Source organism: Aeromicrobium sp. Leaf289, from assembly GCF_001423335.1.
Lineage (GTDB): Bacteria > Actinomycetota > Actinomycetes > Propionibacteriales > Nocardioidaceae > Aeromicrobium.
Genome location: NZ_LMNK01000002.1, coordinates 816,922 through 835,912 on the forward strand (window position 1 = coordinate 816,922; position 18,991 = coordinate 835,912).

Sequence of the window (18,991 nt, forward strand, 5' to 3'; positions counted from 1 at the left end):
GAGCGCGGCGCGCCACACGCCGACCGAACTTCATGACTACGTATACGAATCATTGACGGAGAGACCATGACCGAGACGACCGAGGCCACGACCCAGGCCATCAGCGACGACGTCACGACCGTGGCGGTCGTGGGCGCGGGGACCATGGGTCGCGGCATCGCCGGGCTGTTCCTGCGTGCCGGGCACGACGTGCGCATCCACGACCACCTGCCCGGCGTGGCCGCACGATGGGTGGACTCCCTCTCCGCCGACGAGCTGCGGGGCGACGACGGGCGGGTGCGTGCCACCGACGTCGCCACTCTCGAGGAGCTCGTGCAGGGCGCAGGCCTCGTGGTCGAGGTCGTCGCCGAGGACCGCGCGATCAAGGCCTCGGTCCTGCGGACGGTGTCGGAGCATGCGCCCGCGCACTGCATCATCGCCACCAACACGTCGTCGTTCCCGATCGACGAGCTCGCCGAGGACTGCCTGCGACCCGAGCGGTTCCTCGGCATGCACTTCTTCAACCCCGCCGACGTCATCCCCGGCGTCGAGGTCATCGCCGGCGAGGCGACCGACCCGGCCGTCGTCGAGCGGGTCTCCGCCTGGCTGACCGCCGCGGGCAAGCGTCCGGCCACCGTGCGCAGCTCGCCTGGCTTCATCGCCAACCGGCTGCAGATGGCGCTCTTCCTCGAGGCCGTGAAGTGCGTCGAGGAGGGACTGGTCACCGCCGCCGACCTGGACACGGTCGTCTCGACCTCCTTCGGGTTCAGGCTGCCGTTCTTCGGACCGTTCGCGATCGCCGACATGGCGGGCCTGGACGTGTACCGCAGCATCTTCGCGACCCTCCAGCAGGGCTTCGGGGACCGCTTCGCCGCCCCGGACTCGCTGGTGGCGCTCACCGACCAGGGCCACTACGGGCTGAAGACGGGCCGCGGCTTCCGCGCCTACGCACCCGACGAGGGCGAGACGCTCGTGGCGGCGCGCGACGACGCCTACGCCCGCATGAACGACCTGCTGTCGGACTCGTGAGCACCGACCAGCCCGACCCGCGACGAGAGGACCGACGATGACGACGAACGCCACCACCACGCTGAGCCGGGTCTGGCAGCCGATGCAGATCGGCCCGCTGCGGCTCAAGAACCGCATCATCGTGCCCCCGCGGGTGCTCAACTGGGGCGAGGACGGCGTGCTGAGCCAGCGCCACCTGGACCACTACCGCCGGCTGGTCGAGGGCGGCGCCGCCATGATCGTCACCGAGCAGCACGCGGCCTACCCCATCGCCAAGGGCTCCTTCCACCACCCGTGCTCGGCGTGGGAGATGCACTCCGTGCCGCAGTTCCAGAAGATGGCCGACATCGTGCACGAGCACGGCGCGATGGGTGCGGTCGAGCTCTTCGGGCCCGGTACCCACGACAAGGGCATGATGCTGCTCGACGAGTGGCACCCGCTGTGGGGCGTCTCGGACATCCCGTCGATCGTGCACAACGAGGTGCCGTCGGTGATGGGCCAGCGCGAGATCGACGAGATCGTCGCCGGCTTCGTCCGGTCGGCGCGCAACGTGCGCGACGGCGGCCTCGACGGGGTGGAGCTGCACGCCGCGCACGGCTACCTGCTGTGCCAGTTCCTGAGCTCGATCTACAACAAGCGCACCGACCGGTACGGCGGCTCGTTGGAGAACCGGGCCCGGATCATCCTCGACATCGCCCGGGGCATCCGCGCCGAGGTCGGCGACGACCTGGCGCTCGGCATCCGCCTGTCCTACGACGAGTTCGTCGACGGCGTCGGCATCACGCCCGACGAGGCCGACGAGCACGTGCGCCTGTTCGCCTCGACCGGGCTGTTCGACTACTTCAGCATCTCGGCGGGCAGCTACCACACGCTTCACCGCGGGACGGCGCCCATGCAGGAGGACGACGGCCACCTCGTGCCGTTCGCGCGACGCGCCAAGGAGATCGTGTCCGACCGGGCCGCTGTCATCGCCGTGGGCAAGATCAAGGACCTCCACCTGGCCGAGGAGGTCATCGCCTCGGGCGCCGCCGACGTCGTCGCCATGGGCCGGGCGCAGCTGGCCGACCCGCAGATCGTCCGCAAGACCCTCGAGGGGCGTGAGCACGAGATCATCCGCTGCACGAGCGTCAACGAGTGCATCGGGCGGTTGTTCGACGAGACCGAGGTCATCTGCATGATGAACCCGGTCACCGGCCGCGAGGCGCGCTGGGGCACCACCGACAGGGTCGCGCCCGAGGACGCGAAGAGCGTGCTGGTCGTGGGCGGGGGCCCCTCCGGCCTCAAGCTGGCCTCGGTCGCCGCCACGCGGGGCCATCGCGTGACCCTCGTGGAGGAGCGCGACGAGCTGGGCGGTCACCTGAACCTCCTGTCCTCGATGCCGCAGCAGCCCGGCTGGGCCGTCGCTGCGGACGACCTGGTGCGCGCGGCGCAGAACGCCGGTGTCGAGATCCGGCTCGGGACACGCGCCGACGCCGACTTCGTCCGGTCCTTCGGGGCCGACCGCGTCTTCCTGGCGGTCGGCTCGTACTACGACACCCGGGGAGTGAGTCCCTGGACGCCCCAGGTCGACGAGGTGCCCGGCATCGACGCCCCCCACGTCCTCGCCATCGACGAGGCCGTGCGCCGCGTGCTCGAGCACGGCGGCAGTGCTCTCGGTCCGCGCGTGGTGATCGTGGACGAGTCCGGGCAGTACCTGCCGCTCGGCCTGGCCGAGCTCGTGGCCGAGGCCGGGGCCCACGTCTCGATCGTCACCCCGCAGATGTACGTCGGAGCGGAGCTGGAGCGCCACCTCGGCCTGCCGTGGAAGATGCCCCGCCTGCTCGACCTCGGGGTCGAGTTCGTCCCGCAGCGGCGGCTCGACGCGGTCAGCGGCGCCTGCGTCGTGACGTCCGACCTCTGGAACGGGCGCTCGGTCGAGATCCCCGACGTGAGCACGCTGGTGCTCTCCATCCACCGCCGCTCCCGCACGGACCTGGCCGAGGAGCTCGTGGACCTCGGCGAGACCGTCCAGCGCGTGGGCGACGCGCTCGCCCCGCGCAAGATCGCCGAGCTCACCTACGAGGGTGAGCTCATCGGTCGTCAGATCTGATCCACCTCACCTCCGACACGAAGGACCAGCCATGCCCAAGATCCTGTACTCCACCGAGGCCACCACCACCACGGGCCGCGGCGGGTCCGTCGCCACGAGCGACGGTCGTCTCGACCTCCAGCTCTCCGCACCGAAGGAGCTGGGCGGCGACTCCGGCCCCGGCACCAACCCCGAGCAGCTGCTCGCCGCCGGGTACGCCGCGTGCTTCAACACGGCGCTCCGCGCGGTGCTGGGCCAGCACGACGTCACGGACGTCGAGCCGGTCGTCTCGGCGCAGGTCGGCATCTTCCGCTACCCGGAGGGCTACCGGCTCGACGTGGCGGTGACCGCCGAGCTCCCCGACGTCGACCCCGTCGTCGCGGAGAAGTACGTCGCCGAGGCCGACCAGATGTGCCCGTTCTCCGACGCGCTGCGCGGCGACGCGATCGTCAGCGTCGGGCTGGCGGAGTAGTGGTGGAGGGCCGCCGCCGTAGGGTCCTGGTCACCGGCGGGTCGCTGGGGATCGGCGCGGCGTGCGTGAGGTCCCTGGCCCAGGCCGGGGACCACGTGGTGGTGGCCGACGTGCTCGACGCGGAGGGGTCCGAGCTGGTGGCCGCGCTGGTCGCCGAGGGCCTCTCGGCGGAGTACGTGCACCTGGACGTCGAGGTGCTCGACGACGTGGTCGCCGGGATCGCGGCCACGGCGGACGACGGCTTCGACGTCGTCGTCGCGAACGCCGGCATCGCCCGCCGCCGTCCCTTCGGCGACCTGACCGACGCCGAGTGGGCCCACGTCCTCGACGTGAACCTCACCGGAGCCATGCGCGTCGTGCGCGCCGCGCTGCCCGGGCTCCGAGCCCGCGGCGGGGGAAGCGTGGTCGCGATGTCGTCCGTGCACGGCGTGGCCTACGGCTGGGCCGAGCACGCGCACTACTCCACCTCCAAGGCCGGTCTCGTGGGTCTGGTGCGCGCCCTGGCGTCCGAGCTCGGCCCCGACGGTATCCGGGTCAACGCCGTCGCGCCGGGGATGATCCGGACGGCCCAGTCGCTCGACGAGGTCAACTCCGCGGGTGCCGTGGCCCTCGACGCGGCGGCCTCGAGCGTCCCGCTGCGGCGGATCGGCGAGCCGGACGAGGTCGCCGACGTGGTGCTCTTCCTCGCCTCCGACGCCGCGCGCTACGTCACGGGCCAGGCGCTCGTCGTCGACGGTGGCCTCACGGTCCACCTGGGCTGACGCCGTGCGCGCCGTGCTGCCCGACCTGGTCCGCGCCCTAGACGAGGACGGGTCCGTGGTGCTGGCGACGGTCGTCGGCACGTGGGGCAGTGCGCCACAGCCGGCGGGCGCCGCCATGCTGCGACGGCTGGACGGTCGCGTGGTCGGCTCGATCTCCGGAGGCTGCGTGGAGGGCGCGACCTACGAGCTCGCCGAGCAGGTCCAGGACACCGGTGAACCGGTCCGGTGCCGCTTCGACGTGAGCGACGACGACGCGATCGCGGTGGGACTGACCTGTGGCGGCACCATCGAGGTCCACGTCGAGCGGGTGGACGTCGACCAGCGACCGCTCTGGACGACCGTCCTGGCGAGCGTCCGGGACGGGCGCACGACGACGATCGTGTCCGCGCCCCCCGCGGACGGCGCACCTCCCGCGCCGCGCATCCTGCTCGAGGACGTCGCGCTCGACGGCGTCGACGGCTGGGACGGGGACGACCTCGCCCGGGTCTCGGTCGCCGCGTCAGCGGGCGGCGGCCTGGTCCGGCTCGGCCACGGCCCGACCGGCCCCGACCCGACCAGCCCCGACCCGACCAGCCCGGACCCGACCAGCCCGGACCCGACCAGCCCCGATCCGACCAGCCCCGATCCGACCAGCCCCGGGCGCGAGGCGTTCGTCTCGGTCCTGGAGGCGGCCCCGCGCCTGCTCGTGTACGGCGCCGTCGACTTCGCCGCAGCGTTGTGCGACCAGGTGCGGCTGCTGGGGTACCGGACGACGGTGTGCGACGCACGTGCCGTCTTCGCCACCTCCGAGCGGTTCCCCTCGGCGGACGAGGTGGTCGTCGACTGGCCCCACCGCCACCTCGAGCGGGAGGTGCTGGCCGGACGGACCGACGGGCGGACCGTGGTGTGCGTGCTGACGCACGACGAGAAGTTCGACCTCCCGCTGCTGACCCTCGCCCTGACGCGCGACGACCTGGGCTACGTCGGGGCCATGGGGTCGGCGCGCACCCATCATCGTCGCGTGGCGTCGCTCGCGGACGCGGGCGTGCCGCCCGAGCGGGTGGCGCGCCTGCACAGTCCCATCGGGCTGCACCTGGGTGGACGGACGCCCGCCGAGACGGCGCTCGCGATCGCCGCCGAGGTGACGGCCTCTCGGCACGGTGCCTCGATGCAGCACCTGCGCGGCGCGCAGACGCCCATCCACGGCCGGGCGACACCAGCCGTCGGGCACCTCCGGCCCGCCGTCCCCGGCGCGTGACCACGCACGGCCGAGCGAGGTTCCGCCGCATCTGACCTGCGACGTCATCGCGGCGAAACAGACCGGTGACCGTGGCGACCTCAGTTCCGGAGAAACTCCTGCCGACAAGGCATTGACAACGTATGCACAGATGGGCTTGCATACGTAGTCATCAGGGTGAGTCGCTCGGCTCGCGCTGGGGTCGACGGGCGCGAGGTCCGGTCGTCCCACCCCCCAGAGAACGAGGAATCTCATGCGACGACCCACCCCCCGAGGAGCCGCCGTCGGTGCGGCCACCCTGTCCCTGCTGCTCGTGGCCGCCTGCGGCTCGGGCTCCGGCAGCGAAGGCGGCGCCGGAGGCGGCACCGCCGACCAGGCCGCCGCGAAGGCCGCCATCGACGAGGCGAAGGCCGTGCCCGAGTTCGTCGCCCCCGGACCCGCCTTCGACGCGAGCGCGGCGCGCGGCAAGCGCATCGCGCTCGTGCCCGACTACCCCATGCTCCCGTTCGTCCAGGAGATCAACGTCGGGCTCAAGGATGCGGCGAAGGAGGCCGGGCTCGAGGTCGACGACTGCAACAACGACGGCACCGTCGGCGGCTGGGTGAAGTGCTTCGACAAGGCGATCTCCTCCAAGCCCGACCTCATCGTCCTCAACGGCTCGCCCTCCCCGTCGCAGCTGCAGCCACAGATCAAGGCCGCCGAGGCGGCGGGCATCCCCGTCATCGCCAACCACGTGCCGCTCGACGACGAGTTCCCGAAGGGCACGCTCCCGAAGACCAACGTCACCGGACTCACCGCGGTGCAGCCCGGACCGTTCGTCCAGGGGGCCAAGCTCATGGCCGACTACACGGTCGCCGAGGACGGCGCCGACGTGAACGCGCTGATCGTCACCGCGAACGAGGCGCCCGCGAGCCGCGGCCTGGTCAAGATGATCCAGGACGAGCTGGCCGCCGTGTGCGACTCGTGCGAAAACGAGGTCCTCAACGTCCCGATCGTCGACTGGGCCACCAAGCTGCAGGGCGAGGTGCGCACCGCGCTCCTGAAGGACCCGAGCATCAACTGGGTCATCACGATCTACGACGGCGCCATGCCGAACGTCGTCCCGGCCATCCAGGCCGCGGGTCGCAAGGGCAAGGTCAAGCTGACGGGGTTCAACGGCCAGGGCTTCGCCCTCTCGGGAATCGCCGACGGCACCGTCACCTCCACCATGGGCGAGAACCTGGAGTGGACCGGGTGGTCCACGATCGACCGGGCGCTGCGCGTGCTCGTGAACGGCGACGCCGACGACGCGACCGAGATGGACACGCCCGTCCGCGTCTGGGACTCGTCGAACATCGACGAGGCGGGCACGCCGCCGAAGCCCACCCAGGGCTACGGCGACACCTTCAAGGACGGCTACCTCGAGCTGTGGGGGGTCAAGTAGCCATGGCGACGCCCGGACCGTCCGTCCTCGAGCTGGTCGGACTCACCAAGACGTTCGGCGGCACCACCGTCCTCGACGCGGTCGACCTGTCGGTCGCGCCGGGGGAGGTGCACGGCCTGCTCGGGGAGAACGGTTCGGGCAAGTCGACCCTCATCAAGGTCCTTGCCGGGTTCCACGACCCGGACGGCGGCCGCCTGCGGGTCGGCGGGCGCGACGTCGCGCTGCCGCTGCAGCCGGACGCGCCCCGCACGCTGGGTCTGCAGTTCGTCCACCAGGACCTCGGGCTGATCGAGTCGCTGAGCGTCGTGGAGAACCTCGTCGTGGCCGACATGGCCCAGCGGCGGCTACGGATCTCGTGGGCGCAGGAGCGGCGCAAGGCCCGGCAGGTCTTCGAGCGCTACGGCATCGACCTCGACCCGGCGGCGACGGTCGCGGACGTCCGACCGGTGCAGCGTGCCCAGCTCGCGATCGCCCGGGCCATGGAGGGGATGCGCGAGGCGCGCGGCCACGGCGACGGAGGCGCCCACGGCCTGCTCGTCCTGGACGAGCCGACCGTCTTCCTCCCGCGGGAGGAGGTCGACCAGCTGTTCGGCCTGATGCGCGACATCGCGGCGTCCGGGGCGTCGGTGCTGTTCGTCTCCCACGACATCGACGAGGTGCTGCGGGTGACCGATCGCGCCACCGTCCTGCGCGACGGTCGTCTCGTCGACACCCTCGTGACGGCCGAGACCGATCACGACGCCCTCATCGAGCGCATCATCGGCCGCCGGCTGGAGGCTCACGCGCCCCCGGCGGCGGGGACGACCGTGAACGCCGCGCCGGTGATGGCACGGGTGCGTGGACTCACGTCGGACCCCCTCGTGGACGTCGACCTCGACGTCCACGAGGGTGAGGTGCTGGGCGTGACCGGCCTGCTCGGCTCCGGCTTCGAGGCCCTGCCCTACGTGCTGCACAGCGCCGTCGCGCCGACGTCCGGCCGCCTCGAGCTCGACGGGACCGAGCACGACCTCACGTCGCGACGCGGCCCGTGTGCCTCCACCGCGCTCGTGCCCGCCGACCGCAAGAACGACTCGGCCGTGCAGACCCTCCCGGTCACCGACAACGTCACGATGCCGGTCCTCGGCCGGTTCCGGGGAGCCCTCGGCCTCGACCGCCGGGCGATGACGACGGCCACCGCCGCGCTCATGGAGGAGTACGACGTGCGTCCCCGCGATCCCTCGCTGCCCCTGTCGGCACTGTCCGGCGGCAACCAGCAGAAGGCGGTCATCGCCAAGTGGCTGCAGACCGGCCCGCGCCTGCTCCTGCTGCACGAGCCGACCCAGGGTGTCGACGTCGGCGCACGAGGTCAGATCTGGGACGTCATCCGCGGCAGCGCGGACGCCGGGGGCGCTGTGGTCTGCGCGAGCTCCGACCACGAGCAGCTGGCCGCGCTGTGCGACCGCGTGGTCGTGCTGGCCCGCGGCCGGGTGGTCGCGGAGCTGACCGGAGGGGACGTCACCAAGGAACGCATCACCGAGCGCTGCCTGAGCAGCGTGCAGCTTGCCGCCGCCGAGGACGCGGCGTGACCCCGCCGACCCGACCGACCGACCCCTCCCAGGACTGAGGCTCCCATGACCACCACCGCCGAGAAGAGCACCGCTTCGCACACGGCTCGCCCGGCCCGACGTCTCCCGGCAGGACTGCCGAGCCGTCTGGCCCTTCCGGCCGTCTGGGTCGTGACGATCGTCATCTTCAGCATCCTGCGGCCGGACACCTTCGCGACCTCGGCGAACTGGTCGTCGATGCTGTCGACGCAGTCGGTCTTCCTGATCCTCACGCTCGGGCTGATCGTGCCGCTGACGACCGGCGACATCGATCTCTCGCTGGCCTACACGCTCACCTTGTCCAGCGTGACCGTGGCCGTGCTCAACGTGAACCACGGCTGGCCGATCGGGTTCGCGATCGTGGCCGCGATCCTGGTCGGGTCGGCGATGGGTCTGCTGAACGGCGTGCTGGCCACGCTGTGCCGCATCGACCCGATCATCGTCACGCTCGGCACGGGGACCTTCGCCTACGGGGTCACGCTGATGATCTCGGGCTCCTCGACGGTGCCCGGCATCGACGTCGCCCTGAGCGACTGGACGGTCGGCAACAGCCTTCTCGGCATCCCGATCCAGTTCTACTACGCACTGCTCGCCGTCGTCGTCCTCTGGTACGTCATGGAGTTCACGACCCTGGGCCGGCGGATGCTCATCGTCGGCCGCGGCCGGTCGGTGGCGCGCCTGAGCGGCCTGCGGGTCGACCGCGTGCGGGTGGGCGCCCTCGTCACGGGCGGCACGCTCGCCGGCGTCGCCGGGGTCATGTACGCCGGGACGTCCGGGTCGGCCGACCCGACGTCGGGACCGAGCTTCCTGCTTCCCGTCTTCGCCGGCGCCTTCCTCGGCGCGACGGCGATCATGCCCGGCCGGTTCAACGCCTGGGGCACGCTCGTCGCGACCTACTTCCTGGCCACCGGCATCACGGGGCTGCAGTTCCTGGGCGCCGAGAACTACGTGCAGCAGCTGTTCTACGGCGGCGCGCTCGTGGTGGCCGTCGGGCTGTCGCAGCTGGTCACCCGCGGGTCCGCACCGATCTCGGGATCCGCGGCATGACGACCGGCGATCGGACCGTGTGGACGGTCGCCGCGGTGCACGCCGCGCCCGTGCTGCTCGACGCCGAGGCGACGATCGACAAGGCGTGCGGGTTCGTGGCGGAGGCGGGCGAGCGCGGCATCGACCTGCTGGTCTTCCCCGAGGTGTTCGTGCCCGGCTTCCCCTACTGGATCAACCTGTACCCGCCGGCCGACCTGTTCGGCATGCACGCGCGCTACCGCGGCGCGTCGGTGGAGGTGCCGGGGCCGCTCGTCGCGCGTGTGCAGGACGCGGCTCGTCAGGCAGGCGTGAACGTCGTCCTCGGAGTCTCCGAGCGCGACGGCGGGACGCTCTACAACACGCAGGTCCACATCGACGACGAGGGCACGCTGCTGGGCATCCACCGCAAGCTCCAGCCGACGTACGCGGAGCGCTTCGTCTGGGGGCAGGGGGACGCGTCGACGCTGAGCGTGTTCGAGACCCGGCTCGGCCGCGTGGGCGGCCTCGCCTGCTGGGAGCACACCATGAACCTGGCGCGCCAGGCCCTCATCGTCCAAGGCGAGCAGGTCCATGCCGGCGCCTGGCCCGGCCTCCAGACCCATCGGGGGATGGAGGAGAGCTTCGACCTGCAGGTCGAGGCGATGTCGCGCACGCACGCGCTCACCGGCCAGTGCTTCGTCGTAGTCGCCCAGAACCCCCTGACCGACGACATGGTCGCGCTCATGGAGGCCGAGCTCGGCCCGCAGACCATCCAGCCGGCCGGCGGCGGCTGGTCGGCGATCTTCAACCCCGACGGCACGACGGCCGCCGGACCCCACACGGGCCCCGAGGAGTGCCTGCTCGCCGCCGAGATCGACCTGACGGCCATCGACGGCGTCCACGCGCTCCTCGACGCGAACGGTCACTTCTCGCGGCGCGACGTGCTGCGCCTGTGGGTGGACGACGAGCCCAAGACCACGCTGGCGTCCGCGCCGCACCCGACCGAGGAGAACGATGACTGAGATGTCCTACGGCGCGATCGACATCGTCGTCGCGCCGCACACGCCCCGCGAGATCGCCGAGGACCAGGTCGGCGTCGACGAGACCTTCATGGACAAGGTCCGCATGCCCGAGGACATGCGCCGGGGCGTCCCCATGGAGGACTACGTCGCCGCCATGGACCGGGCCGGTGTGGAGCGCTCGCTGCTGATCGCCACCCGGGCGGGCGACCTGCGCGTCCGCCACTCCTACGAGATCCCGTACCAGCGCGTCGCCGACTACTGCGCGGCGTTCCCCGGCCGCTTCAGCGGGCTCGCCGGCATCGACCCGACCCGCGGGATCTCCGGGCTGAAGGAGCTCGACCACGCCGTCCACGACCTCGGCTTCGTGGGGGCGCACCTCTACCCGCACTGGTTCGGCCTGGCACCGGACGCGGCCCAGTACTACCCGTACTACGCCCGCTGCGCCGAGCTCGGGATCCCGATCATGATGCAGGTCGGCCACTGCCTCGACTACCGCCGCGACCGGATCCTCGAGAGCGTCGGGCGTCCCCAGACCCTCGAGCGGGTGGCGATCGACTTCCCGGAGCTGACCATCATCGGCATCCACCTGGGCTGGCCGTGGACGGAGGAGATGATCGCGATGTGCTTCAAGCACGCGAACGTCTACGTCGCGGCCGACGCCTACGCGCCCAAGCACTGGCCGGCGGAGTACGTGAAGTTCGCGAACTCGTGGGGCTCGGACAAGTGCCTGTTCGGCACCGACTGGCCCGTGATCGGGCCCGAGCGCGCGATCGAGGAGATCGACGGGCTGGGACTGCGACCGGAGTCGCGCCGCAAGCTCCTGCGCGACAACGCCGTGCGGATCTTCGGTCTGTGATGGCGGCGATCCCTGCGACCTTCGTCCCGCTCACGGTCGCCGACGGCGTCCGGGTCTCGGCCGGACGCACTCCCGGCAAGGTCGCGCTCCGCGAGGGGGAGCGGACCCTCACCTACGCCGCCCTGCGCAGCCGCGTGCACCGCGTGGGCAACGCCGCTCTCGCCGGGCTGGGGCTCACGTCGGGCGACCACGTCGCGGTCGTCGCGGGCAACCGCCTCGAGTACGTCGAGCTGGTGGTCGGCCTCGCCGGCGCCGGCCTGGCGGTCGTGACGATCTCGCCGGCCTCGTCGGCGGCGGAGATGAGCTACATCGTGGCCGACAGCAAGGTGCGGGCGCTCGTCGTCGACCGGGCGTGCGAGGAGGTGGCGCGGTCGGTCGCCGACGCGGCGGGGATCCCGGTCGTGCTGCTGGACGACGGCTACGAGGACTGGCTCGGCGCGGCACGCGACTCGCACCCCGGCGTCGTCCCGGACGAGTGGGACGCCATGGTCGTCCACTACACCTCCGGCACCACGGGCGAGCCGAAGGGCGTCCTGTGCCCGCACCGCTCGCGCACGCTCAACTACCTGGCGATGGCCGCGGAGTACGGCGCCTACGGTCCCCGCGACCACGGGCTCACGATCGCCCCGATGTACCACGGGGCCGGGCTCTCGTTCACGCTCGCCAACGTCTTCCTCGGCGGGTCCGCGACGATCCTGCCGAGGTTCGACCCCGAGGCCGTGCTGGCCGGGTTCGCCGCCGAGCCGATCACGAACGCCTTCATGGTCCCGACGCACTTCCACGGTCTCTTCGGCCTCGGCGACGAGCGCGTCGCGGCGATCGGGCACGGCGCGCTCAAGACCATCGTGTCCAACGCGGCGCCGCTCTCGCAGGCGATGAAGGAGCGGATCGTCGACGTCATCGGCGACGGGTACCTCTTCGAGTGCTACGGCTCGACCGAGGCCGGGGTCGTGTCCAACCTCGCGCCCGCCGACCAGCTGCGCAAGGAGCGGTCCGTCGGGCTGCCGTTCCCGGCGACCGAGGTCCGGCTGCTCGACGAGGAGGGCCACGAGGTCGGCGTCGGCGACGTCGGTGAGTTGTTCAGCCGCTCGCCGTACCTGTTCACTGGCTACCAGGGGCGCGAGGCGGCCACCGCGGCCGCGCTGCGCGACGGCTGGTTCTCGGCGGGCGACCTCGCGGTGCGCGACGACGAGGGCTACCTCTACCTGGTCGACCGCAAGGGCGACAAGATCATCACGGGCGGGCTCAACGTGTACCCGCGCGAGGTGGAGGAGGTGCTGGCCCGCCACCCCGCGGTCGACGAGGCGTCGGTCTTCGGTGTCGCCGACGAGCGGTGGGGCGAGGCGATCCGCGCCTCGGTCACGCTCGCCCCGGGCGCGTCGGGTCGCCTCGACGTGGAGGAGGTGCTCGCGTTCTGCCGCGAGCAGCTGGCCGGCTACAAGGTGCCCAAGCACGTCGAGGTCGTCGAGGCGCTGCCGCGCAACGCGGGCGGCAAGGTCCTGCGTCGAGTTCTGCGCGACCGCGCGGAGGCCGGCCGATGAACGGGCGGGCGTCCGTGAGCAGGGGCCGGGCATGACCGACGTCGACGTCGCGGTCGTCTTCCACAGCGCCTATCGGGGCTCCACCCGGGCGCTGGCGGAGGCGGTCGCCCGCGGCGTCGCCATGGTCGAGGGCGCCACGGCGCTCCTCGTGCCGGTCGAGCAGGTCGACGACCACTGGGACCGCCTGCATGCCGCCGATGCCGTCGTGCTCGGCAGCCCGACCTACATCGGCTCGGTGAGCGCGGTGTTCAAGACGTTCGTCGAACGGCTCGCGGGAGACGTGTGGCGCGAGCGGATGTGGCTCAACAAGGTGGCGAGCGGGTTCACGGTGAGCGCCGGGCCGTCCGGGGACAAGCTCAACGCGCTCCAGGACCTCGCGGTGTTCGCGGCCCAGCTCGGCATGATCTGGGTGCCCGTCCGACACGTCGGGGGGCACTACGCCACCTCGACGTCGATGGAGACGGCCCTCAACCGCATGGGCGGGTACCTCGGCGTGATGGCACAGGCCGACATCGACCGACGGCCGCCGGACGCCCCGCCCGCGAACGACCTGCGCACCGCCGAGCTGCACGGCCAGCACGTGGCCTCGGTGGCACGCCAGCTCGCGGCCGGGCGGGCGAAGCATCCCTCGCCCTACCCGGACCGCTGTGTACGTCCTGGCGTGCCCGCGACCCTCTGGGAGGTGCCCCTTGCTGAGTAGCATGACGCGCGTGGGCCCCACGAGTCGCGACATCGCCCGCGAGGCCGGCGTCTCCCAGTCGACCGTGTCTCGTGCGCTCCGTCGCGACCCGAGGGTGACCGAGCAGACGCAGCTGCTCGTCCAGGAGGTGGCCCAGCGCCTCGGGTACGTCACCAACCACGCGGCGCGCAGCCTCAAGACACGTCGGACGCAGACCATCGGCGTCGTGGTCGCCGACCTGCGCAACCCCTACTTCCTGGAGGTCGTCGACGCGCTGCGCGACGAGCTCCACCTCGCCGGCTACCGGACGTTCCTCGTGTCGGACCAGCAGGGCTCCGACGACGGGAGCGAGCTCGTCGACCTGCTGCTGGGCTCGGTCGACGGTGTCGTGTTCGCCTCGGCGCAGAGTGCCGACACCGCCGCGACCGGCTTCGCCGACCTGCGGATGCCGGTCGTGCTGGTGAATCGCGAGATCGAGAGCCGGCCTCTCGATCGCGTGCTGTCGGACTACACGGCCGGCGGCAGGCTCGCTGCGGAGCACCTCGTCGAGCTCGGCCACCGCCGCATCGGCCTCATCACCGGTCCGAGCGCGATGGCCGTCTTCCGCGACCGCGAGGAGGCCTTCCGTGGCACGCTCGCGCAGCTGGGGGTGCCGTTCGACGAGCGGCTGCGACGCGAGGGTCCGTTCTCCTACGAGGTCGGCGAGCAGCTGGGCGCCGAGCTCATGCAGGGGCCGGACGTGCCGACGGCGATCTTCTGCGCCGACGACCTCGTGGCGTTCGGCGTGCTCGACGCCGCCCAGCGGCACGGGCTACGGGTCCCGGATGATCTCTCGGTCATGGGCTACGACGACCTCACGATGGCCGGCTGGGACCGCTTCGGTCTCACGACCGTCCGCCAGCCGATGGACGAGATGGCGCGGGCGGCGGCCCGGCTCGTGCTCGGGCGCATCCACGGCACCGACGACTCGGCGGAGCCGCAGCGACAGGTCCACCCGGTGCGGCTCGTCCGCCGTTCCAGCACCGGCCCGGCGCGGGCCTGAGCCGGCGAGAGGGCGGGGACGGGCATGGTCGACGAGATGATCCATACGTATGCATCCGGCCTCGACGGCGCCGGCGGACGGGGCCTGGAGCTCGACCCCGCGAGCACGGCACTGCTCGTCGTCGACATGCAGAACGCCTTCTGCGACGAGGCCGGCAGCGTCGCCCGCAGCGGGCTCGACCACCGGCCGGCGGCCGCGGTGGTGCCGACGGTGGCGTCGCTGCTCGCCGCTGCCCGGAACGGTGGCGCGCACGTCGTGCACACCCGCTACTCGTTGCGGGCCGACCACGGCGACGCCGGGCTGCTCTTCGAGGTCGCGCCGGCGCTGCGCCTGCCCGGTGCTCTCGTCGGCGACGACTGGGACGCCGAGATCGTGCCCGCCCTCACCCCGTGGCCAGGAGAGCGCGTGGTGGACAAGACGCGGTACAGCGCGTTCTTCGGCACCGGCCTCGCGGAGGAGCTGCGTGCGCTCGACGTCGGGACCGTCGTGGTGTGCGGCGTGACCACCAACGTCTGCGTCGAGGGCACCGCCCGCGACGCCTTCGCCCACGACCTCCGGGTCGTCGTCGTGGCCGACGCGACGGCCGCGGTCGACGACGACCTGCACACGTCCTCCCTGCGCAGCATGGCGTACGGGATCGGCACCCTCTCGACCGCGGCGGCCACGGTCGCCGCCCTCACCGAAGGAGCACGACGATGACCAGTCCAGCACCCGAGAGTGCGACCCCGCCCGACGTGACCCCGCCCGGGGACCGGCCCTTCGTGGCCGACGCGGTCTGCCACCCCTACAACTTCGCGCCGGAGAACCAGCGCGGCTCCTACGGCAAAGCGTTCACCGACGTCATGTGGAGCTCGCACCCCATCATCAACCCGCCCGAGCACCAGCTGACCCGTGAGCAGTGGGAGCGCGACTGGGACATCGAGCAGTTCGTCGACACGATGTTCCTGGAGAGCGCCACGGACCTGGCCTGCGTGCACTCCCTGCCGATCTACGACGCGTACGTCGACGGCCTCTCCGCGATCGACAAGGGCGCAGAGCTGAAGCGGCGGTACCCGGAGCGGGTGCTCTGGTACGCGACAGCCGACCTGTTCCGGGGCGAGGAGGCGCTCGAGTCGATCGAGCACCAGGTCCGTGACCTCGGCGCCGACGGCATCAAGCTCTACCCGGCGCAGTACCTGCGTGGCCGGACGCGGTACTGGGAGATGTCGGACGACACCTTCGCCTACCCGGTCTTCGAGCTCGCCCAGGAGCTCGGGGTCAAGAACATCGCGGTGCACAAGGCGCTGCCCCTCGGGCCGGTCTCCACCGACGCGATGCGGGTCGACGACATCGGTCGCGCCGCCGCGCGGTTCCCGGACATCAACTTCCAGATCGTCCATGCCGGGTTCATGTTCATCGACGAGACGCGCATGCTGTTGATGAACCACCCGAACGTCTACGTGACGCTCGAGGCCTCGTTCGTCAGCGTGCTGCTCGATCCGGCGGCGTTCGGGCGGATCCTCGGCGCGTTCTTGTCAGAGGGCGGCCCGGACCGGATCCTCTACTCCTCGGCCGCGACCAACCCCCACCCGCGGTACCTGCTCGACGCGTTCGACCGGTTCGAGCTGCCGGACGACGTCCCGCACACCCTCGATCGTCGGACACGCGACCTGATTCTCGGGGGCAACCTCGCGCGGCTGCACGGCATCGACCCGGTCGAGCGACGCGCGAGCACCGCGGGGGACCGGTTTGCCACCGCTGTGGCCCGGGACGGGTACCGCGACCCCTGGAGCATCGTGCGCGCCGCCGACGCCGCCGAGGTCCCGGCATGAGTGCGGCAGGGAGTCGGCTCCCGGCGACCAGCGGGACCGCGGCAGACGCGGTGGCCGTCGCCCTGCGTGACGTGCCCGACCCCTGCATGGTGGCTGCCGGTGCCCCGACCTCGATCGTCGACCTGGGCCTGGTCGACGCCGTGGACGTCGTGGACGGCTGCGCACGCGTCGTCGTCACCCTGACCGAACCCGGCTGCCCGTTCACCCACCACATCATCGAAGAGGTCACCGAGGCGGCTCTGGCCATCGATGGAGTCTCGTCCGTCGAGGTGTCGCCCCGGTGGGCGCCGCTGTGGACCGAGGCGCGCGCGACGGCGGAGGGTCGCCGCACGCTCGATCTCGCCCGGGCCAGGATCGGGGGGCCGCGACCGTGACGCGGTGTCCTGAGGACGGCGCACTCGTCGGGTCTCGGTGCACGCACGGCGGCTGGCTAGGCTCGCAGCATGGCTGAGGCGCAGATCGAAGGTCCCGACGGTCCCATCGAGGCGTGGGTGGCCACGCCTGCCGTGGGGGAGGGGCCGTGGCCGGGAGTGCTCCTCGTGGTCGATGCGATCGGGCTGCGACCCCAGATCCATGTCATGGCCGACCGGTTCGCGTCGTGGGGCTACACGGTGCTCGCGCCGAACGTCTTCCACCACTTCGGCACGGCTGCGGAGACGTCGCCCGAGGGGGACCTGCGCGAGCCCGGGGCTCGCGAGGCGTTCTTCGAGCAGGCCATGCCGCGCGTCCACGCCCTCACGCCCGAGCTCTCACGGCCCGACACCGCCCTCTTCCTCGACGTGCTGCAGGCGCGCGACGACGTGGCCGACGGTCCGGTCGGGGTCGTCGGGTACTGCATGGGCGCCCGGATCGCCCTGCGTGCCGCAGGTGACCACCCCGGCCGCGTCTCCGTCGCCGCAGGCTTCCACGGCGGTGGGCTCGTCGACGACACCGAGGAGAGCCCGCACCTCTCCTTGCGCACCGCGCGTGCGACGGTGCTGCTGCGCCATGCCGACGACGACCCGTCGATGCCCTCCGAGCACCAGGAGTCGATCGCCGAGCTCGCTGCCGCATCCGGCGTCGTGCTCGACCAGGCCGTCTACCCTGGAGCGCCGCACGGCTTCACCATGGCCGACACGTCGATGTACGACGCGGTCGCGGCGCAGCGTCACGAGGACGAGCTCCGAGAGCACCTCGCCTCCGTCCTCGGCTGACCGTCGAGAGCGTCTCGTCAGCCGCCGACCTCGAAGAGGCCGGCTGCGCCCATCCCGCCGCCGACGCACATCGACACGACGACGTAGCGCGCACCGAGCCGACGGCCGGCGAGGAGCGCGTGGCCCACGCCGCGGGCACCCGTCATGCCGTAGGGGTGGCCGAGGGCGATCGCGCCACCGTCGACGTTCATCCGGGCGGGATCGATGCCGAGGACGTCCCGGCAGTGGACGGCCTGCGAGGCGAAGGCCTCGTTGAGCTCCCACACCCCGATGTCCTCCACGGCGAGGCCGTGCTGCTCGAGCAGCCGGGGGATCGCCGTCACCGGACCGACGCCCATCTCGTCCGGCTCGCAGCCGGTCACCGCGATGCCGACGTAGTAGCCGAGCGGAGCGATGCCGCGGGCCTCGGCGAGCTCGGCGTCCATCAGCACGTTGGCCGAGGCGCCGTCGCTCAGCTGCGAGGCGTTGCCGGCCGTCACGGTCGGGTGGGCCGTGACCTCGCCCGGCTCGAGCACGGTGCGCAGGCCGGCCAGGCCCTCGGCGGTCGTGCCGGCGCGCACGCCCTCGTCCGCGGAGACCGTCTGCTCGACCTCGCTCGTCTCTCCCGAGGTCTTGTCGAGCACGAGCGTCCGCACGGTGATGGGAGCGATCTCGTCGTCGAAGTGACCGGCCGCCTGCGCAGCCGCCGCGCGCTGCACCGACTGCAGCCCCATCTCGTCCTGGCGCTCACGACTCACGCCGTACCGCGCCGCCACGTTCTCGGCGGTGTGCAGCATCGGCATGTACAGGCCCGGCACGTGCTCACGCAGCCACGGGTCGCCGGCGCGGTGGGTGTTCATGTGCTCGTTCTGGACCAGGGAGATCGACTCGACCCCGCCACCGACGGCGACCCGCTGGCCGTCGACGAGGATCTGCTTGGCGGCGATGGCCACGGCCATGAGACCGGACGAGCACTGCCGGTCGACGGTCGATCCCGGCACCGTCACGGGCAGCCCGGCGCGCAGGGCCGCCTGACGCGCGACGTTGAAGCCGGACGAGCCCTCGGGGAGGGCGCAGCCGAGGATCACGTCCTCGATCTCAGCGGGTGAGACGCCGGACCGCTCCACCGCGTGCGAGATCGCGTGGCCCGCCAGCTCGGCGGCCGGGGTGTTGTTGAAGGCGCCGCGGTACGCCTTCCCGATGGGGGTGCGGGCGGTCGAGACGATCGCGGCACGAGGGGCTGGACGGCTCACGGGAGCGCTCCTGGGTCGGTGGGGAGAGATTTTTCCGCAACCTACTTGAACCTGAACCCGGATTCAACTAGCGTCCGTCGCGTGAGTCAGGTCACACCGA

18 protein-coding genes are annotated in these 18,991 nt (G+C 72.0%); 17 read left to right on the forward strand and 1 reads right to left on the reverse strand.

The window, feature by feature from the left end:
* Nucleotides 1–66: 66 nt before the first annotated feature.
* The 17 genes from ASF37_RS07885 to ASF37_RS07965 all read left to right on the forward strand — a co-directional run bounded on the left by ASF37_RS07885 (nt 67) and on the right by ASF37_RS07965 (nt 17,659).
* Nucleotides 67–1,008 carry a 3-hydroxyacyl-CoA dehydrogenase family protein gene (locus ASF37_RS07885; protein WP_082480327.1) on the forward strand — a complete coding sequence of 314 codons (942 nt, stop codon included), beginning with the start codon at nt 67–69 and terminating at the stop codon, nt 1,006–1,008.
* A 37-nt stretch (nt 1,009–1,045) separates the two neighbouring features.
* On the forward strand, nt 1,046–3,076 hold the full coding sequence (locus tag ASF37_RS07890) for an FAD-dependent oxidoreductase (protein WP_055963356.1): 2,031 nt from the start codon (nt 1,046–1,048) through the stop codon (nt 3,074–3,076).
* Nucleotides 3,077–3,107: 31 nt separating this feature from the next.
* Complete coding sequence (locus tag ASF37_RS07895) at nt 3,108–3,527, forward strand: Ohr family peroxiredoxin (RefSeq protein WP_055963360.1); 420 nt, start codon at nt 3,108–3,110, stop codon at nt 3,525–3,527.
* A gap of 2 nt (nt 3,528–3,529) precedes the next feature.
* The gene (locus tag ASF37_RS07900) at nt 3,530–4,288 is read left to right on the forward strand and encodes an SDR family NAD(P)-dependent oxidoreductase (protein ID WP_200931193.1); all 759 of its coding nucleotides are present in this window, start codon (nt 3,530–3,532) and stop codon (nt 4,286–4,288) included.
* Nucleotides 4,289–4,292: 4 nt separating this feature from the next.
* The gene (locus ASF37_RS07905; RefSeq protein ID WP_082495444.1) at nt 4,293–5,525 is read left to right on the forward strand and encodes an XdhC family protein; all 1,233 of its coding nucleotides are present in this window, start codon (nt 4,293–4,295) and stop codon (nt 5,523–5,525) included.
* Between the two features lie 232 nt (nt 5,526–5,757).
* On the forward strand, nt 5,758–6,927 hold the full coding sequence (locus ASF37_RS07910; protein WP_055963366.1) for a sugar ABC transporter substrate-binding protein: 1,170 nt from the start codon (nt 5,758–5,760) through the stop codon (nt 6,925–6,927).
* A 2-nt stretch (nt 6,928–6,929) separates the two neighbouring features.
* Nucleotides 6,930–8,492: a sugar ABC transporter ATP-binding protein gene (locus ASF37_RS07915; RefSeq protein ID WP_056579804.1), complete on the forward strand. Its 1,563-nt coding sequence runs from the start codon at nt 6,930–6,932 to the stop codon at nt 8,490–8,492.
* Nucleotides 8,493–8,537: 45 nt separating this feature from the next.
* On the forward strand, nt 8,538–9,557 hold the full coding sequence (locus tag ASF37_RS07920; RefSeq protein WP_056556297.1) for an ABC transporter permease: 1,020 nt from the start codon (nt 8,538–8,540) through the stop codon (nt 9,555–9,557).
* Nucleotides 9,554–10,537, forward strand: coding sequence for a carbon-nitrogen hydrolase family protein (locus tag ASF37_RS07925; protein ID WP_056579806.1), 984 nt, complete (start codon nt 9,554–9,556; stop codon nt 10,535–10,537). Before ASF37_RS07920 ends, ASF37_RS07925 begins: the two co-directional genes overlap by 4 nt.
* Nucleotides 10,530–11,393, forward strand: a complete 864-nt coding sequence (locus ASF37_RS07930; RefSeq protein WP_082480323.1) for an amidohydrolase family protein — start codon at nt 10,530–10,532, stop codon at nt 11,391–11,393. The genes ASF37_RS07925 and ASF37_RS07930 overlap by 8 nt, the downstream gene beginning before the upstream one ends.
* Nucleotides 11,393–12,934, forward strand: a complete 1,542-nt coding sequence (locus tag ASF37_RS07935) for a class I adenylate-forming enzyme family protein (RefSeq protein WP_056556294.1) — start codon at nt 11,393–11,395, stop codon at nt 12,932–12,934. Before ASF37_RS07930 ends, ASF37_RS07935 begins: the two co-directional genes overlap by 1 nt.
* 31 nt (nt 12,935–12,965) lie before the next feature.
* Nucleotides 12,966–13,634: a flavodoxin family protein gene (locus ASF37_RS07940; protein WP_082480320.1), complete on the forward strand. Its 669-nt coding sequence runs from the start codon at nt 12,966–12,968 to the stop codon at nt 13,632–13,634.
* A 10-nt stretch (nt 13,635–13,644) separates the two neighbouring features.
* Complete coding sequence (locus ASF37_RS07945) at nt 13,645–14,655, forward strand: LacI family DNA-binding transcriptional regulator (RefSeq protein WP_162239230.1); 1,011 nt, start codon at nt 13,645–13,647, stop codon at nt 14,653–14,655.
* 24 nt (nt 14,656–14,679) lie between these two features.
* Nucleotides 14,680–15,354 (forward strand): cysteine hydrolase, encoded by a 675-nt coding sequence (locus ASF37_RS07950; RefSeq protein ID WP_056579808.1) that lies wholly within the window; start codon nt 14,680–14,682, stop codon nt 15,352–15,354.
* A complete protein-coding gene (locus tag ASF37_RS07955; RefSeq protein WP_056556291.1) occupies nt 15,351–16,466 on the forward strand; it encodes an amidohydrolase family protein in 1,116 nt (371 codons plus the stop codon). Before ASF37_RS07950 ends, ASF37_RS07955 begins: the two co-directional genes overlap by 4 nt.
* Nucleotides 16,463–16,840, forward strand: a complete 378-nt coding sequence (locus tag ASF37_RS07960; protein ID WP_082480317.1) for a metal-sulfur cluster assembly factor — start codon at nt 16,463–16,465, stop codon at nt 16,838–16,840. Before ASF37_RS07955 ends, ASF37_RS07960 begins: the two co-directional genes overlap by 4 nt.
* Nucleotides 16,841–16,909: 69 nt before the next feature.
* On the forward strand, nt 16,910–17,659 hold the full coding sequence (locus ASF37_RS07965) for a dienelactone hydrolase family protein (protein WP_056579810.1): 750 nt from the start codon (nt 16,910–16,912) through the stop codon (nt 17,657–17,659).
* Between the two features lie 17 nt (nt 17,660–17,676).
* On the opposite strand, the gene ASF37_RS07970 is transcribed toward ASF37_RS07965, so the two are convergent.
* The gene (locus tag ASF37_RS07970) at nt 17,677–18,891 is read right to left on the reverse strand and encodes an acetyl-CoA C-acyltransferase (protein WP_056573585.1); all 1,215 of its coding nucleotides are present in this window, start codon (nt 18,889–18,891) and stop codon (nt 17,677–17,679) included.
* Nucleotides 18,892–18,991: the final 100 nt, after the last annotated feature.

Excerpts from the sequence above, each read along its gene's own strand:
- ASF37_RS07930 (WP_082480323.1), top strand. The coding sequence starts at position 10,530 with ATGACTGAGATGTCCTACGGCGCGATCGACATCGTCGTCGCGCCGCAC.
- ASF37_RS07955 (WP_056556291.1), top strand. The coding sequence starts at position 15,351 with ATGACCAGTCCAGCACCCGAGAGTGCGACCCCGCCCGACGTGACCCCG.
- ASF37_RS07925 (WP_056579806.1), top strand. The coding sequence starts at position 9,554 with ATGACGACCGGCGATCGGACCGTGTGGACGGTCGCCGCGGTGCACGCC.
- ASF37_RS07895 (WP_055963360.1), top strand. The coding sequence starts at position 3,108 with ATGCCCAAGATCCTGTACTCCACCGAGGCCACCACCACCACGGGCCGC.
- ASF37_RS07960 (WP_082480317.1), top strand. The coding sequence starts at position 16,463 with ATGAGTGCGGCAGGGAGTCGGCTCCCGGCGACCAGCGGGACCGCGGCA.
- ASF37_RS07935 (WP_056556294.1), top strand. The coding sequence starts at position 11,393 with ATGGCGGCGATCCCTGCGACCTTCGTCCCGCTCACGGTCGCCGACGGC.
- ASF37_RS07965 (WP_056579810.1), top strand. The coding sequence starts at position 16,910 with ATGGCTGAGGCGCAGATCGAAGGTCCCGACGGTCCCATCGAGGCGTGG.
- ASF37_RS07940 (WP_082480320.1), top strand. The coding sequence starts at position 12,966 with ATGACCGACGTCGACGTCGCGGTCGTCTTCCACAGCGCCTATCGGGGC.
- ASF37_RS07885 (WP_082480327.1), top strand. The coding sequence starts at position 67 with ATGACCGAGACGACCGAGGCCACGACCCAGGCCATCAGCGACGACGTC.
- ASF37_RS07950 (WP_056579808.1), top strand. The coding sequence starts at position 14,680 with ATGGTCGACGAGATGATCCATACGTATGCATCCGGCCTCGACGGCGCC.
- ASF37_RS07920 (WP_056556297.1), top strand. The coding sequence starts at position 8,538 with ATGACCACCACCGCCGAGAAGAGCACCGCTTCGCACACGGCTCGCCCG.
- ASF37_RS07910 (WP_055963366.1), top strand. The coding sequence starts at position 5,758 with ATGCGACGACCCACCCCCCGAGGAGCCGCCGTCGGTGCGGCCACCCTG.
- ASF37_RS07890 (WP_055963356.1), top strand. The coding sequence starts at position 1,046 with ATGACGACGAACGCCACCACCACGCTGAGCCGGGTCTGGCAGCCGATG.
- ASF37_RS07915 (WP_056579804.1), top strand. The coding sequence starts at position 6,930 with ATGGCGACGCCCGGACCGTCCGTCCTCGAGCTGGTCGGACTCACCAAG.